The 14,393-nt window shown below is 69.9% G+C and carries 15 protein-coding genes; 8 read left to right on the forward strand and 7 right to left on the reverse strand.

Annotation, left to right across the window (positions count from 1 at the left end):
- Positions 1–16 precede the first annotated feature (16 nt).
- Entirely contained in the window at positions 17–925 is a 909-nt protein-coding gene (locus ACWGIF_RS14735) for a GNAT family N-acetyltransferase (protein ID WP_453496336.1), read from the reverse strand.
- A gap of 163 nt (positions 926–1,088) precedes the next feature.
- Here ACWGIF_RS14735 and ACWGIF_RS14740 point away from each other — a divergent pair, with 163 nt between their 5' ends.
- Both ACWGIF_RS14740 and ACWGIF_RS14745 read left to right on the forward strand, forming a co-directional pair.
- Positions 1,089–1,739, forward strand: a complete 651-nt coding sequence (locus ACWGIF_RS14740) for an HAD family hydrolase (protein WP_453496339.1) — start codon at positions 1,089–1,091, stop codon at positions 1,737–1,739.
- A 143-nt stretch (positions 1,740–1,882) separates the two neighbouring features.
- Positions 1,883–3,076: a globin domain-containing protein gene (locus tag ACWGIF_RS14745; RefSeq protein WP_453496342.1), complete on the forward strand. Its 1,194-nt coding sequence runs from the start codon at positions 1,883–1,885 to the stop codon at positions 3,074–3,076.
- A gap of 34 nt (positions 3,077–3,110) precedes the next feature.
- Here the strand turns inward: ACWGIF_RS14745 and ACWGIF_RS14750 are convergent, their stop codons facing one another.
- The 5 genes from ACWGIF_RS14750 to ACWGIF_RS14770 form a co-directional block, all read right to left on the reverse strand.
- The gene (locus ACWGIF_RS14750; protein WP_326589161.1) at positions 3,111–3,590 is read right to left on the reverse strand and encodes an NUDIX hydrolase; all 480 of its coding nucleotides are present in this window, start codon (positions 3,588–3,590) and stop codon (positions 3,111–3,113) included.
- A gap of 60 nt (positions 3,591–3,650) precedes the next feature.
- The gene (locus ACWGIF_RS14755; protein WP_453496346.1) at positions 3,651–4,556 is read right to left on the reverse strand and encodes a LysR family transcriptional regulator; all 906 of its coding nucleotides are present in this window, start codon (positions 4,554–4,556) and stop codon (positions 3,651–3,653) included.
- Between the two features lie 175 nt (positions 4,557–4,731).
- The gene (locus tag ACWGIF_RS14760) at positions 4,732–5,856 is read right to left on the reverse strand and encodes a cystathionine gamma-lyase (protein ID WP_453496377.1); all 1,125 of its coding nucleotides are present in this window, start codon (positions 5,854–5,856) and stop codon (positions 4,732–4,734) included.
- A gap of 80 nt (positions 5,857–5,936) precedes the next feature.
- On the reverse strand, positions 5,937–6,428 hold the full coding sequence (locus tag ACWGIF_RS14765) for a low molecular weight protein-tyrosine-phosphatase (protein ID WP_453496349.1): 492 nt from the start codon (positions 6,426–6,428) through the stop codon (positions 5,937–5,939).
- Between the two features lie 11 nt (positions 6,429–6,439).
- Positions 6,440–6,820: a phage holin family protein gene (locus ACWGIF_RS14770; protein WP_453496351.1), complete on the reverse strand. Its 381-nt coding sequence runs from the start codon at positions 6,818–6,820 to the stop codon at positions 6,440–6,442.
- An 89-nt stretch (positions 6,821–6,909) separates the two neighbouring features.
- On the opposite strand from ACWGIF_RS14770, the gene ACWGIF_RS14775 reads away from it, so the two are divergent.
- The 4 genes from ACWGIF_RS14775 (at position 6,910) to ACWGIF_RS14790 (ending at position 9,176) form a co-directional block, all read left to right on the forward strand.
- The gene (locus ACWGIF_RS14775) at positions 6,910–7,227 is read left to right on the forward strand and encodes a cupin domain-containing protein (RefSeq protein ID WP_453496354.1); all 318 of its coding nucleotides are present in this window, start codon (positions 6,910–6,912) and stop codon (positions 7,225–7,227) included.
- Between the two features lie 144 nt (positions 7,228–7,371).
- Positions 7,372–7,599 (forward strand): DUF5326 family protein, encoded by a 228-nt coding sequence (locus ACWGIF_RS14780; protein WP_453496358.1) that lies wholly within the window; start codon positions 7,372–7,374, stop codon positions 7,597–7,599.
- Positions 7,600–7,882: 283 nt separating this feature from the next.
- Positions 7,883–8,629: an IclR family transcriptional regulator gene (locus ACWGIF_RS14785; RefSeq protein WP_453496361.1), complete on the forward strand. Its 747-nt coding sequence runs from the start codon at positions 7,883–7,885 to the stop codon at positions 8,627–8,629.
- A gap of 97 nt (positions 8,630–8,726) precedes the next feature.
- Complete coding sequence (locus tag ACWGIF_RS14790) at positions 8,727–9,176, forward strand: SsgA family sporulation/cell division regulator (RefSeq protein ID WP_453496364.1); 450 nt, start codon at positions 8,727–8,729, stop codon at positions 9,174–9,176.
- Between the two features lie 54 nt (positions 9,177–9,230).
- Here ACWGIF_RS14790 and ACWGIF_RS14795 read toward each other — a convergent pair whose 3' ends face one another.
- Positions 9,231–10,667, reverse strand: a complete 1,437-nt coding sequence (locus ACWGIF_RS14795) for a YibE/F family protein (RefSeq protein ID WP_453496367.1) — start codon at positions 10,665–10,667, stop codon at positions 9,231–9,233.
- Positions 10,668–10,845: 178 nt separating this feature from the next.
- Between ACWGIF_RS14795 and thiC the strand changes: the two genes are divergently transcribed.
- Together thiC and ACWGIF_RS14805 are read left to right on the forward strand one after the other, a co-directional pair.
- Positions 10,846–12,633 carry a phosphomethylpyrimidine synthase ThiC gene (gene thiC / locus ACWGIF_RS14800; protein WP_385148808.1) on the forward strand — a complete coding sequence of 596 codons (1,788 nt, stop codon included), beginning with the start codon at positions 10,846–10,848 and terminating at the stop codon, positions 12,631–12,633.
- Between the two features lie 390 nt (positions 12,634–13,023).
- On the forward strand, positions 13,024–14,256 hold the full coding sequence (locus tag ACWGIF_RS14805) for a hypothetical protein (protein WP_453496370.1): 1,233 nt from the start codon (positions 13,024–13,026) through the stop codon (positions 14,254–14,256).
- The last annotated feature ends 137 nt before the right edge of the window (positions 14,257–14,393 follow it).

Consider the following 14,393-nt stretch of genomic DNA (forward strand, 5'->3'; position numbering starts at 1 on the left):
GACGGGTGTTCCTTTCTCAGCCCGCGGCCACGGTGAGCGGCGCCCACCGGCGGGTCCAGTCGCCGGGCAGGCCGGGGAGGCCCCGGGTCATGACGGCGTTGAAGGCCACGGAGCCGAGCCCCCGGTCCTTGAGCCAGGCGAGGAGCTCCTCGTGGCGTACGTCGACATCGGTGCGCAGCGGCCGGTCCGTGCCCAGGGCAAGCGCGGTGACCAGGGACTGGGCGGTGGCGGTGTCGTGCGCGATCAGCGGGCCGATGACGTGGGTGTGCATGTTGGGCCAGGCCGCGGCGTATCCCGTGAGGGGGCCGTCTCCGCTGCGGTCCTCGGCGACGACCAGCCGGTCGGCGAAGGCGGGCAGCCGGGTGATCACGTGCATGCGGTCGGCGCCGAAGACCTCGGCGTCCAGACGCAGAATGCGCGGGAGGTCCTCGGCGGTGGCCGGCCTTACCCGGACGGTGCCGCCCGCGTCGGGCGGGCCGTCGGGACGGAAGGTGCCCGTCAGCATCTCGGCGCGGCCCGTCGTCTCGAAGCCGAGCTCCTCGTAGAGGGGGCGTCCGTACGGGGTGGCGTGCAGGGTGAGGGGGACGCCCTTGAGCACGTCGTCGCAGACATGGGTCATCAGGCGGCGGCCCAGGCCCCGGCGTGCGTAACGGTCGGCGACGAGGACCATCCCGATGGCGGCGAGCTCCGGTCCGGTGTGGGTGGTGCCGTACCGGGTGACGATGCAGGCGGCCGCGAGTCCCCGGCCGTCCGGTGCATCGACGCCGTAGCCGTCTCCGGCGGCGAGGAGCAGCCCCCACTTGTGGTCCTCGCGGAGCCAGCCGCGATCTTCGGACAGGTCGGCGCAGCGGTGGAGATCGTCCACGGTCAGCGCCCGGATCGGCAGATCGGTGAGGTGTGGTGTCACCGGCCCAGACTGGATCATGGGCTGGGAGCCGTCCAGGGGATTTGGGCATGGATGTTTCACGTGAAACAAGGGGTGCTTTCCCGGATGCGGTGGCACGGCCGCGAACTCGTCCCGTCGGAGCACGGCGTTTCACGTGAAACACGGTGTTTCACGTGAAACGAACCCACTAGCCTCGTCGGCTATGACCCTCCTGCACCTCTTCGATCTCGACGGGACGCTGATGTACGGCTCGGCGGCCCCGGTCGAGATCTCGCGCCAGCTCGGGGTGAGCGCCGAGATCGCCGCGCTGGAACGAGCATTCGCCGCCCGGGAGATCGGGCCGCATCAGTTCTCGGTGGCCGCCCACGCGCTGTGGGCCGATCTCACGCCCGCGCATGTCCGGGCGGCATTCGACGGAGCCCCCTGGCTCGCGGGGATCCGGGACGTCTGGCGGGAGATCAGGCAACGCGGGGACTACTGCGCGGTGATCTCCCTGTCGCCGTCCTTCTTCGTGGAACTGCTGCTGGAGTGGGGCGCGGACGCCGCGCACGGTTCGGTCTTCCCGGAGGTGCCCTTCACCCGGCCTGTGGAGGAGGCCGGGATCCTGACGCCCGAAGCCAAGGTCACGGTGGCGGACCGACTGTGCGAGCGGTTCGGTGTGAGCCGCGGCGACTGCGTCGCGTACGGGGACTCGGTGACCGACGCGATGCTCTTCGAGGTGGTGCCGGTCTCGGTGGCGGTCAACGCCCGGCCCTACCTGGCGGAGCGTGCGACCCACATCTACGAGGGGCGGGACCTACGGGAGGCGTACCAGCTGGTGGGGGTGGCGCGCCCGGGAGTTGAGACATCTTAAGAGGAAAGTGGGTTCGAAACGCGGATTTTCCGCGTTTCCCCGCAGGCCTGTGAGACGGCTGGCACGCTGTGAAACCCCGGAACCACGGATTCACAGGCCGTGGCGTGTGCAGACCGACCGAGATGCTCGAAGCGAGGCACCCCATGGACGCTCCGCCCACCAGATCGGCCAGACGCGATGCGGCCCGGATACCCGCCGGGGGCGGTGGCGGTACGGCCGAGCCCTCACCGGACGCCGTCCTCATCCGCCGGACCCTCGCGGAGATCGCCCCCATAGCCGGCAAGGTGACCTCGTACTTCTACGCTCTGGTGTTCACCCGGCACCCCGAGGTGCGGGGGATGTTCCCCGCAGCCATGGACGCGCAGCGCGACCGGCTGCTGAAGGCGCTGCTGACCGCCGCCGAGCACATCGACAATCCCGCGGTACTCGTCCCCTACCTGCGGCGACTGGGCACCGGACACCGCAAATACGGCACCATGGCCGGCCACTATCCGGTGGTCGGCGAGGCCCTCATCGGGGCGCTGGCCCGATACGCGGTGACAAGCTGGGGGCCGGAGACCCAGGCGGCGTGGGTGCGGGCGTACACCGCGATCTCCCAGATCATGATCGACGCGGCGGCTGAGGACGAGGTGAAGGCCCCGGCGTGGTGGCACGCGGAGGTGGTCTCCCACGATCTGCGCACGCCCGACATCGCGGTGCTGACGGTCCGCCCCGACCAGCCGTACGCCTTCCTGGCCGGCCAGTACGCGAGCCTGGAGACGCCGTGGTGGCCGCAGGTCTGGCGGCACTACTCCTTCGCCTCGGCGCCGCGCGCCGACGGGCTGCTGTCCTTCCACGTCAAGGCCGTTCCCGCGGGCTGGGTCTCCAACGCGCTGGTGCGCCACGCCCGCCCGGGGGACGTGCTGCGCCTCGGCCCCCCGGCGGGGTCGATGGTGGTGGACCACACCACGGACAACGGGATGCTGTGCCTGGGCGGGGGCACCGGCATCGCCCCGATCAAGGCGCTGATCGAGGACGTCGCCGAACACGGCGAGCGCCGGCCGGTGGAGGTGTTCTTCGGGGCCCGCAGGAACAGCGACCTGTACGACAAGGACACGCTGATGGGGCTGCAGCGCTCGCATCCGTGGCTGTCGGTGCGCCCGGTGGTGGGCGACGGGCTGGCCGGTCAGCTGCCGCAGGCGGTGGGTGAGTACGGGCCGTGGAGTACGTACGACGCGTTCATCTCCGGGCCGCCGGCGATGATCCGGAGCGGGGTGGACGAGCTCCTTCGCATCGGCATCCCCGGTGAGCGGATCCGGTACGACGCCGTGGAGGAGCTGGCGGGCATCGCCGGCTGAGACCGGCGGGCAGCCCGCCGGTCCCAGCGTGGGCTCAGCCCAGGTCGGGAGCGTGCATGGCGCGCACACCCTCGATGTTGCCGTCGAGGTAGTGCCGCAGGGACAGCGGGACGAGATGGACGGCGGCGATGCCCACCCGGCTGAAGGGCACGCGGACGATCTCGTACTCGCCCTCGGGCTCGTCGATTTCGGGGCCGTGCCGAAGACTCGGGTCCATCGATTCGAGGCGGCAGACGAAGAAGTGCTGCACCTTCACGCCGGTCACCCCCTTGTCGGCGATGTGCTCGACGGTGTCGACGAAGCAGGGCACCACATCGGTGATCTTCGCGCCGAGTTCTTCATGGACCTCTCGGTGGAGGGCGTCGACGACGGTGGCGTCCGAGGACTCCACTCCCCCGCCGGGGGTGAGCCAGTAGGGATCGATGCCGGGCTTGGTGCGCTTGATGAGGATCAGGTCGTCACCGTCGAGCAGGATCGCGCGGGCGGTGCGTTTGACCACGGGACGTTCGGTCATGGGAGAAGAGTGGCCCACCGCTCCGCTTCTGAAACGCGCCACGGGCCGCAAAAGGGGGGCTCACCAGTGCACGGCGGCTTCCAGCAGCCGGTCGTGCGCCCGTGCGAGGTGGGCGAGGGAGAGGCTTCCGGTCCGTACGGCCAGGAACCAGGTGCGCAGCGGTGGTACGGCCGGCTCGGCCAGGGCGACGATCCCAGCGCTGTCGAGGGCGTCCCGGCACAGGTAGCGGGGAAGGACGGCGAGTCCGGCGCCGGCCCGGACGCATTCCAGTACGGCCCGCAGGTCGGGCGCGACCACTGTGGCGGCCAGGGACCTGGCGTCGGGAAGGGTGTCGAAGACGGCGGCCCAGTAGCGGGTGACGAGGGGCAGGCTCTCGTGGACCTCCACGACCGGGATGCCGTCGAGGGCCGCGGGGCCCTCGTCGTGCAGCCGGTCCGTGTCGACGAGGGCGGCCCAGTAGGGCGCGGCGACGAGCACGTGCTCCTCGTCGCACAGGGCGGTGGCGGTGAAGAGTCCGCCGCGGGGCTGGGCGGTGGTGACGACCAGATCGTGGTGGCCGGCGGCGAGCCCGTCGAGGGTCGCCTCCGCACCGGTCTGCAGGGAGGCGCGGAGGGTATGGCCCTGACCGACGAGGGGAGCGAGGGCGGGCAGCACGCGCAGGCACAGGAACTCGGGGGGTCCGGCGACGTGGAGGGTGCGCACCGCGCCGGTGGCCTCCCGCTCCGTCTCGGTGATCCGCAGCAGGGCGTCGAGGTGCGGGGCGGCCTTGTGGGCGAGTTCGTCGCCGACGGCGGTGGGGGTGACGCCGCGGGCCCGGCGGTGGAAGAGCGGACGCCCCAGCTGGCGCTCGAGCGTGCGGATCTGCGAGGTCACCGCGGGCTGGGAGAGTCCGAGCAGGGCGGCGGCGCGCGTGAACGAGCCGGCCCGGTGGACGGCGACGAAGGTGCGCAGCAGGGCCAGGTCCATCGCGGCACCTCTCGGTGGGGGCCTTCAACTATAAATATGCAGATAGGCACCTGTCGTTACCGTGATTGGACTCTGACGCAGGGTCAACTAGCCTTGTCGCGTGGTTCTTCGCGCGCGGAACCCGGAGCGGTCCGAGCCATTTGGGGGGAGGCTCGGACCGCCTTTTACGGCCTGTTCAGCCCTTGCGGCCTGCTGAGTCGAGGGCCCGCCGCACATCCGCGACCAGGTCCTCGGTGTCCTCGGCCCCGGCGGACAAGCGGATGAAGCCCTCGGGCACCGCGTCGCCGCCCCACCGTCGGCGCCGCTCCGCGGTGGACCGTACGCCGCCGAAACTCGTGGCGTCCTCGACCAGGTGCAGGGCGGCCATGAACCGTTCCGCGTGGGCGCGGTCGGGCAGCGTGAAGGAGACCACCGATCCGAAGCCCCGCATCTGGCGGGCGGCCGTCGTGTGGGAGGGGTCCGTGGCCAGGCCCGGGTAGCGCACCCCGGTCACGTCGGGGCGATCGGAAAGCGCCTCCGCGACGGCCAGCGCGTTGGCCCACTGGCGCTGTGCGCGCAACTGGATCGTGGCCAGGGAACGGTGGGCGAGCCAGGCCTCCATCGGGCCCGGAATCGCGCCGACGATCTTGCGCCACCTGCGGACGCGGGCGGCGAGCTCCGGGTCGCGGCACACGACGTACCCGAGCAGCAGGTCGCCGTGACCGGTGAGGCCCTTGGTGCCGCTCGCCACGGAGAAGTCCGCCCCGAGCTCCAGTGGCCGCTGCCCCAGCGGAGTGGCGAGCGTGTTGTCGACGGCGACCAGGGTCCCGCCGGCGTGCGCGGCGTCCGCGAGGCGCCGTACGTCGCAGACGTCGAGGCCGGGGTTGGACGGGGTCTCGATCCACAGCAGCCGAGCCCCGTCGAGGACCGCGAGCTGGGCGTCGTCCCCGGTCGGGGCGGTGCGCACGTGGATCCCGTACATCTCCAGCTGCTCGCGCAGCAGGGGCAGCGCCTGGTAGCCGTCGTCGGGCAGGACGACGGTGTCGCCGGTGCGCGCCTGGGAGAGGGCGACGGCGGAGACCGCCGCCATGCCGGAGGCGAAGACGATGGTGTGCACGGCCTGGCCGGGAGCCTCCAGTTCCCCGATCGCCCGTTCCAGCAGGGTCCACGTGGGGTTGGTGTCTCGGCCGTAGGTGTACGGGCCTTCGACGTCGCCGGGGAGGTGGAAGTGGGCGGCGAAGACCGGTCCGGGCAGCGGCGGCTCGTTCTTGACGGGTTCGGGCAGTCCTGCGCGGACGGCCCTGGTGCCGTCGCCGAACAGGACCGCGTCGGCGGCGTCGGCGGCGTTGGCGTTGGCGTTGGCGTGGGCGTCGGGGATGGTCTCTTCGGGGGCGTCTTCGTTCACGCGGTGTGCTCCTTCACGGCCTCGCGTACGGCGTCCAGCAGACCGGGGCTCGCCGCCTCGACCAGCTCCAGGCACTCCTCGAACCCGTCGAGGGACCCGTAGTAGGGATCCGGTACGTCGGTTTCCGCGGCCGTGGCCGCCGGATCGTAAGACCGCAGCAGCCGGACCTTGGCGGCATCCTGCGGGGTGGGGGCGAGTGCGCGCAGATCGCGCAGGTGCCCGGCGTCGAGCGCGATGACGAGGTCCAGCCGGGCGAACCAGGAGGAGCGGAACTGCCGGGCCCGGTGATCCTTCTCGTAGCCGGCGCCCTCCAGGACGGAGGCGGCGCGCGGGTCGGCACCGTCGCCCTCGTACCAGCCGCCGGTCCCGGCGCTGTCCACCTCGACCAGCGTGCCGAGTCCGGCCCGCTCCACGTGGGCGCGGAAGACCGACTCGGCCATGGGGGAGCGGCATATGTTGCCCGTGCAGACGAAGCGCACGCGGTACATGGGCGGCCCGTTCAGTTCTTGTCGGGCAGGACCATGTTCACGGCCCAGGAGACGACGGAGATGATCAGCCCGCCGACCAGCGCGGTCAGGAAGCCGTCGACGTGGAAGCTGAGGTCGAGCTGCGTGGCCAGCCAGGAGGTCAACAGCAGCATCAGGGCGTTCACGACCAGCGTGAACAGACCGAGGGTGAGGACGAACAGCGGCAGCGAGAGCAGCTTCACCACCGGCTTGACGATCAAATTGACCAGGCCGAAGACCAGCGCGACCAGAACCAGCGTAAGAGTGCGGCGGCCCAGACTGCTGCCGTCATCGAGGGTGATGCCGGCAAGCAGCCAGATGGCGACGGCCAGGGCTGCCGCGTTGGCGAGCGTCTTGACTACGAAATTCGTCATGTGTCTGATCGTGGCAGAGAAGATCCCGGTGGGACATCCGCAGATCAGCGGATGCAACGGTACGAGCGAGTACAAGGGGCACAACGACGATGAAAGCCTTCCGGCTTGACGAGCTCGAAGCGGAGCGGGCCGCCAACGACGGCGCCTATCTGCAGTTCCTGCGCGAGCGGAACATGTCGGTCGGGCTGTACGCGCTCGACGCCGGGCAGATCGATCCGCAGCAGCCGCACCGCCAGGACGAGGTGTACTTCGTCGTCAGCGGGCGGGCCTCGATCACGGTCGGGGAGGAGACGACCACCGTCGCGCGCGGCAGCGTGGTCTACGTGCCGGCGGCCGTCCCGCACAAGTTCCACCACATCACCGAGGACCTGAAGGTGATGGTGGTGTTCTCCCCGCCGGAGAGCTGAGCGGTCCGGCGCGGATGAGGGTCGCCCCCCTGATCCCCCTAAGGGGCGGATCAGGGGACTCCGGGGGCTCGCGCGCCCCCGTGCGGGGCCGTGGACTCCTAGCATCGGGAGCAGGAAGTCACGGACGAGGAAGAGGTCGAGGACATGGACGGGATCCGAGGGATATTCGCAGGCATGCCCTGGTGGGTGAAGTGGGTCGCCGTTCCGCTGCTGGTGCTCTTCGTGTTCGGCGGCGTGATCACCAGCATCCTGGGCGCGCTCATCGGGTTCGTCTTCAAGCTGCTGCTCTTCGTCGCCCTCGTCGGCGGCCTGATCTTCGTCGTGAAGAAGTTCAGCGGCAGCGGTTCGAAGTCCTCCTCCGGTGAGTGGTAAAAGCGGGCGGTCCGGGCGGTTCCGGGATTAAGCCAGGTGAGGGAACGTGACGCACTAAACCGCTCACACCCCAGGAATCGGTGGATAGAGTGGCAATCTGTGCCGCTCCCTGGGCACCGAAAGCCGGTAATGCCGCACTGATCTGCGGTGATGTGAAGGAACCGCCGAGCACGGCCCCCAGGAGCCAACGGCACGCGCGGGGGCGGCCCCCGCAGGGCGGGCCTCCCCGAGCGCCCGCCGCCACGCCTGGGGGTGAGCTTTGTCTCCGGTTCACAAGGCCGGTGTGCCGACTCTGATCGGTTCGGTCCAGAGGGCGTTGAGGCTGCTCGAAGCAGCGGGCTCCCACAGCGAGGGAGCTCCGGCGAAACAGCTGGCTCGCGAGGCCGGGCTCCCGCTCCCCACCGCGTACCACCTGCTGCGCACCCTGACCCACGAGGGCTACCTGCGCAGGGAGAGCGGGGTCTTCCTCCTGGGCGACGCCGCGATGAGGCTCGCCGGTGGGGGACTCCAGCAGAAACGTCGCAGCATGATCGTCGACTCCCTCGCGCACTTCCGCGACGCCGTCGGCGCCCCCGTCTACTTCGCGGTCTACCGCGAGGGTGAGATCGAGCTCGTGGGCGTCTCGGACACCCCGTCGAATCCGGCCTGCGAGGAGTGGGCCGACTTTCGGGAGACCGGCCACGCGCATGCCATCGGGCAGTGCCTGCTCGGCCAGCTCGACGAGAAGATGCGCAAAGACCACTACGACCGTCATCCGGTCGAGGCCGTCACCCCCTATACCGTGCGGGATCTGCGCTCCTTGGAACAAAGGATCGGGGCCCTCGGGCGAATGCAGACAGTAACCGAACGCCAGGAATATGCCCTGGGCACGGTCTGCGCCGCCATCCCCATCACAGCAGGCGATACCGCCGCAACCATGGCTATTTCTCTCCCCTTGCACCAGGAAGATCGATTGCTCTATGTAGTCAATCGACTACGGAGTGAAGTAGGCGCGCTGTTGAGCACCCTCTCGTTCTCTATCAGTATCTGAAAACTCACTCCTTGTGATCTGCTAGCGCTTCCACCACTCTTGTCAAGAGGGCCCTGGGGGATCATTCCTGGCCACTTCCACTACAGCGGGGTAGTCAATGCGCGAGTCGGTACAGGCAGAGGTCATGATGAGCTTCCTCGTTTCCGAGGAGCTCTCGTTCCGGATTCCGGTGGAACTCCGGTACGACGCCCGTGATCCCTACGCAGTCCGCCTGACCTTCCACCTTCCCGGAGACGCGCCCGTGACCTGGGCGTTCGGCCGGGAACTCCTCCTCGACGGCATCAACAAGCCGTGCGGTGACGGCGATGTGCACATCGCTCCCACCGATCCCGAGGACCTGTCCGATGTGCACATCCGGCTTCAGGTCGGCGGCGACCGGGCCCTGTTCCGCGCCAGCGCGGCTCCGCTCGTCGCGTTCCTCGACCGCACCGACCGGCTCGTTCCGCTCGGACAGGAGCGGAACCTGGGCGACTTCGAGGAGAACCTCGACGAGGCGCTCATCAAGATCCTGGCCGAGTCGAGGCAGAACGAACAGAACGCCGGCTGACGCCCGCCGCCAGACCGACCACACCCGCCCGGCGCATTCCTCCGGACGTACCTTTCAGCGCTTGCGCCGCCGGCCTCGGCCGCCGCGGACCGGTCCCGAGGCCGGCGCGACAGCCGGGGATCCCGGCCGGTCGGCGGAGACGACCAGCGCGGCCAGCGCCGTGGTCACGGGGACCGAGGCCACCAGCCCGATCGAGCCCACGAGCGTCCGTACGATCTCCACCGCGACCAGCTCGCTGTTGGCCACCGCACCCATACTGCTGTTCGCGATCGAGAACAACAGGAGCAATGGCAGCGCGGCACCCGCGTACGCCAGCACCAGGGTGTTGACCACCGATGCGATGTGGTCGCGGCCGATGCGGATGGCCGCCCGGTACAGGGCGCGCGACCCCATCGAGGAGTCGGCCTGGTGGAGTTCCCAGACCGCGGAAGTCTGGGTGACCGTCACATCGTCGAGGACGCCCAGCGATCCGATGATCACACCGGCGAGCAGCAGACCGCTCATGTCGATGTCCGGGTAGAGCCCGTGGATCAGGCCGGTGTTGTCGTCGGTGTTGCCGCTGAGGAACGCCCAGTCGATGAACACCGAGCCCAGCAGCCCGATCAGCAGCAGCGAGACGAGCGTGCCGAGGACGGCGACCGAGGTGCGCGCGGTCAGTCCGTGGCACATGTAGAGCCCGATCAGCATGATGGCGCTCGCCCCGACCACCGCCACGACCAGCGGGTTCGATCCCTGGAGGATGGCCGGGAGGATGAAGAGGGTCAGCACGCCGAAGCTGACGACCAGCGCGATCAGCGCGAACAGTCCGCGCATCCGCCCGACGAGCACCACCGCGATCGCGAAGATCGCGGCCAGCACCGCCATGGGGAACTTGCGGTTCACGTCGATCACCGAGTACTGGAGATCGCGGGGTGCGTCCGGCGCGTACGCCACCACCACCCCCTGGCCGTCCTCCAACTGCCGTGGCGCTCCCGGCTGGACGATCTCGACGAAGGTCCGGCCCTTGTCCGGTCCGGTGCCGACCTCGACGGTGGCCTTCTTGCACTCACCGGTCTGCGCGGCCTGGGCCTCGCGGCCCGAGGGAGTGGACGTGTCACCGGTCGGCGGTACCTGCGCGGCGTTCACGGATTTGCAGTCGACGCGTTCGAGCGCGACGACCGTCCCCTGCTGGGTCTGCCGGTCGAAGCCCACTCCGGTCCGCTCGTGGGCGGGAGCGCCGCCCGGCCAGAGCACCACCATGCCGACGAGGACGGCCGTGGCGAAGGGGATCAGTACGGCTGCGATGACCTTGCGCAGGTGCTTCGAGACGGGAGCCGCCGGGCCGTGGCCGTGGCTGTGGCCATGGCTGTGGACGGGGTCCGGGGAGGGCCCGGAGGAAGGCCCGGGGCCGTGGTTCGCGTGGCCGGTGTGGTCATGGGGCTCGGGGGGCTCGATGGGGGGCTGCGGCGAGGTCGTCACCAGCAGATCATCGCAAGAGATGAGGGGGCCCACTGTTCAGCACGCCATGGAGGACGCTAGCGTGGGGGCACCTTTGCACAACGCGGGAGCTCGGAGCACCGGGCTGAGAGGGCGCTGATCACCGTACGCGATCACAGATGCGTACGGGAAGAGGCTGCGCCGACCGCCGAACCTGTTACCGGGTAATGCCGGCGTAGGGAGATCAGGTCTCATGACCATTCAGGACGCACGCACGCCTGCCGTCAGCCAGGACGCCGACGGCCAGAACGAGCGCCAGCCCGGCTGGCACAAGGGATACCTGGCGGGCTCCCGCCCCGACATCCGGGTGCCCGTCCGCCAGGTCCACCTCACCAACGGCAAGGACGTGACGCTGTACGACACGTCCGGTCCGTACACCGACCCGCAGATCGAGACGGACGTGCGCCGGGGCCTCGCACCGCTGCGCGAGAACTGGATCATCGGCCGCGGAGACACCGAGGAGTACGCCGGCCGCCCCGTGCGCCCCGAGGACGACGGCATCAAGCACACCTCTCCGCGCGGTGGCCTCAAGAACCTCGACGCGGTCTTCCCGGGCCGCCCCCGCCAGCCCCGCCGGGGCCGCGGAGGCGCCGCCGTCACGCAGCTCGCGTACGCCCGCCGGGGCGAGATCACCCCGGAGATGGAGTACGTCGCGATCCGCGAGAACGTCTCCCCCGAGGTCGTCCGTGAGGAGATCGCCGCAGGTCGCGCGGTGCTTCCTGCGAACGTGAACCACCCCGAGATCGAACCGATGATCATCGGCAAGCGGTTCCTGGTGAAGGTCAACGCCAACATCGGCAACTCCGCGGTCACCTCCTCCATCGAGGAGGAGGTCGACAAGATGACGTGGGCGACCAAGTGGGGCGCCGACACCGTCATGGACCTCTCGACGGGCCGCAACATCCACACCACCCGCGAGTGGGTACTGCGCAACTCCCCCGTCCCGATCGGCACCGTGCCGCTCTACCAGGCGCTCGAGAAGGTCGACGGCCGAGCCGAGGACCTGACTTGGGAGATCTACAAGGACACGGTCATCGAGCAGGCCGAGCAGGGCGTCGACTACATGACGGTCCACGCCGGCGTGCTGCTGCCCTACGTGCCGCTGACCGCCCGCCGCAAGACCGGCATCGTCTCGCGCGGTGGTTCGATCATGGCTGCGTGGTGCCTGGCGCACCACAAGGAGAACTTCCTCTACACGAACTTCGAGGAGCTCTGCGACATCCTCGCGACGTACGACGTCACGTACTCGCTGGGTGACGGCCTGCGCCCCGGCTCCATCGCGGACGCCAACGACGCGGCACAGTTCGCGGAGCTGAAGACGCTGGGCGAGCTGAACACGATCGCCAAGCGGCACAACGTGCAGACGATGATCGAGGGCCCGGGCCACGTCCCTATGCACAAGATCAAGGAGAACATCGACCTCCAGCAGGAGATCTGCGAGGAGGCGCCGTTCTACACGCTCGGCCCGCTGACCACGGACGTCGCCCCCGCGTACGACCACATCACCTCGGGCATCGGCGCCGCGATGATCGCCTGGTGGGGCACCGCGATGCTCTGCTACGTCACGCCCAAGGAGCACCTGGGCCTGCCCAACCGCGACGACGTCAAGACCGGCGTCATCACCTACAAGATCGCGGCGCACGCCGCCGACCTGGCCAAGGGTCACCCGGGCGCCCAGGAGTGGGACGACGCCCTGTCGGACGCGCGGTTCGAGTTCCGCTGGGAGGACCAGTTCAACCTGGCACTCGACCCGGACACGGCCCGCGAGTTCCACGACGAGACCCTTCCCGCCGAGCCGGCCAAGACCGCGCACTTCTGCTCCATGTGCGGCCCGAAGTTCTGCTCGATGAAGATCTCCCAGGACATCCGCCGGGAGCACGGCGGGGACCTGAAGGCCGAGGAGATCCAGGCGGGCATGGCGGAGAAGTCCGCCGAGTTCGCGGCTTCGGGCAGCCGCGTCTACCTGCCGCTGGCCGACTGAGCCCTACCGAGCCGTTCGGCAGGAGCCACGGAGCGGACCCGCGTCCCATGGGGGGAGTCGCGGGTCCGCTCCGTTCTGCACTGATCGGGCCCTGCCTCAGACTCCGTACGAGCAGTGCACCGGGGCCACCCACATGGCGTATCCGCGGACGTGTCTGCACGTCCCGCCGTTCTTGATCTTGATCTCGAAGCCTTCCGCGTACCGGTCCTGGACGCGGTCGGGCGAGGGCCGGACGGTTCCGTCTCGGCGGCCATTGGTGTCGCATCGATAGTCCGATAAGTGGACTTTCTCGCGAGGTGTCCCGCCACTTTCGTCAGCGGCTCCCACGCTGTCCGAGGTGGCCAAAGAGGCCCCACCACCATCGTTCGATCAGATTCGAGAAGGAGTGGTATGCGCCCCGAGAACAGGACCAGGTCAACCCTTGGCCCGCTGCCGAGGAGCAGTTGGCGCAAGGGTGGCACGCTCGCGTCGCTCGCCCTGGTGATGATGGGAGTCGCCAGCCCCGCCATCGCGGTGGCCCAGAGCGTTCAGACCGCCGAGCAGGTGCACGCGGCGAGCCCCACGGCTGGGAACCCCTGCACGCCGCATGGGCCTCATCACCGCCCCGACCACAACCCGGACCACGGCCCGGACCACGGCCCGGACCGCGGCCCGGACCAGGGTCCGGAGCAGGATCCGAACTACAACCCGGACCAGGGCCCGGATGACGACACCAGGGCAGCGGGCATCGAGGCCGGGCCCACCGGTGACGACAGGTGCGAGGAGGGCCGGCCGGGCCCGACAGGGCCGACGGGCGCCACGGGTGCCACCGGCGCGACGGGCGCCACGGGTGCGGACGGCGCCGACGGTGCCACGGGTGCCACCGGCGCGACCGGTGCGACGGGCGCTGACGGTGCGACGGGCGCCACGGGCGCCACGGGTGCTGACGGTGCCACGGGTGCGACGGGTGCCACCGGCGCGACGGGTGCTGACGGCGCTACAGGCGCTACAGGTGCGACGGGTGCCACGGGTGCCACGGGCGCTACGGGTGCCACGGGCGCGAACGGCGAGGACGGCGAGGACGGAGCACCGGGTGCGACCGGTGCGACCGGCGCTACGGGTGCGACTGGTGCTACCGGTGCGACGGGTGCCACCGGCGCCACCGGTGCCAACGGCGAGGACGGAGCGACCGGCGCCACAGGTGCGACCGGCGTGCAGGGTGTCGCCGGCGCTACGGGTGCCACCGGCGCCACGGGTGCCACCGGTCCCTGCAGCGACATCGACAGCTTCGCACCGTCGAGCACCGAGTCGTTCAGTGCTGCACTCACCAACGGCCTCGCCTACGCCGGCCGCGCGACCACGACCGGAGGTGTGCCCGTCTGGCAGAACCTCACGGACGCGGACAACCCCGGGTTCCCCCTCGGCACGGCCTGCGGCATCTCGATCATCGACCAGGGCAACAACGCCTACATCCAGGTCCTCACCACGGACAACAGGGTCTTCCAGACCCATGGGGACACCAACGACGACAACTTCGTCTGGGACGAGGGGTGGATCGAACTGACCCCCGGCCCCGTAGCCCTCCGGGGCAAGGCCTTCAAGGGAGACCTGATGCACGGCGTCTCCCGCAACCGCCTGCCCTAGGTAATCGCACCTCGGCCGGCGCGCCGGCACGCCGAAGGCCGGGCTTGTGAAGCCGGGCCGGGTGCATCCCAGGTTGTGGATGCGCCCGGCCCCGGCACAACGACGGAGGGCGCCGCCCCGGCCGACAGGCCGTGGAG

It is taken from the genome of Streptomyces sp. NPDC054849 (genome assembly GCF_053610945.1).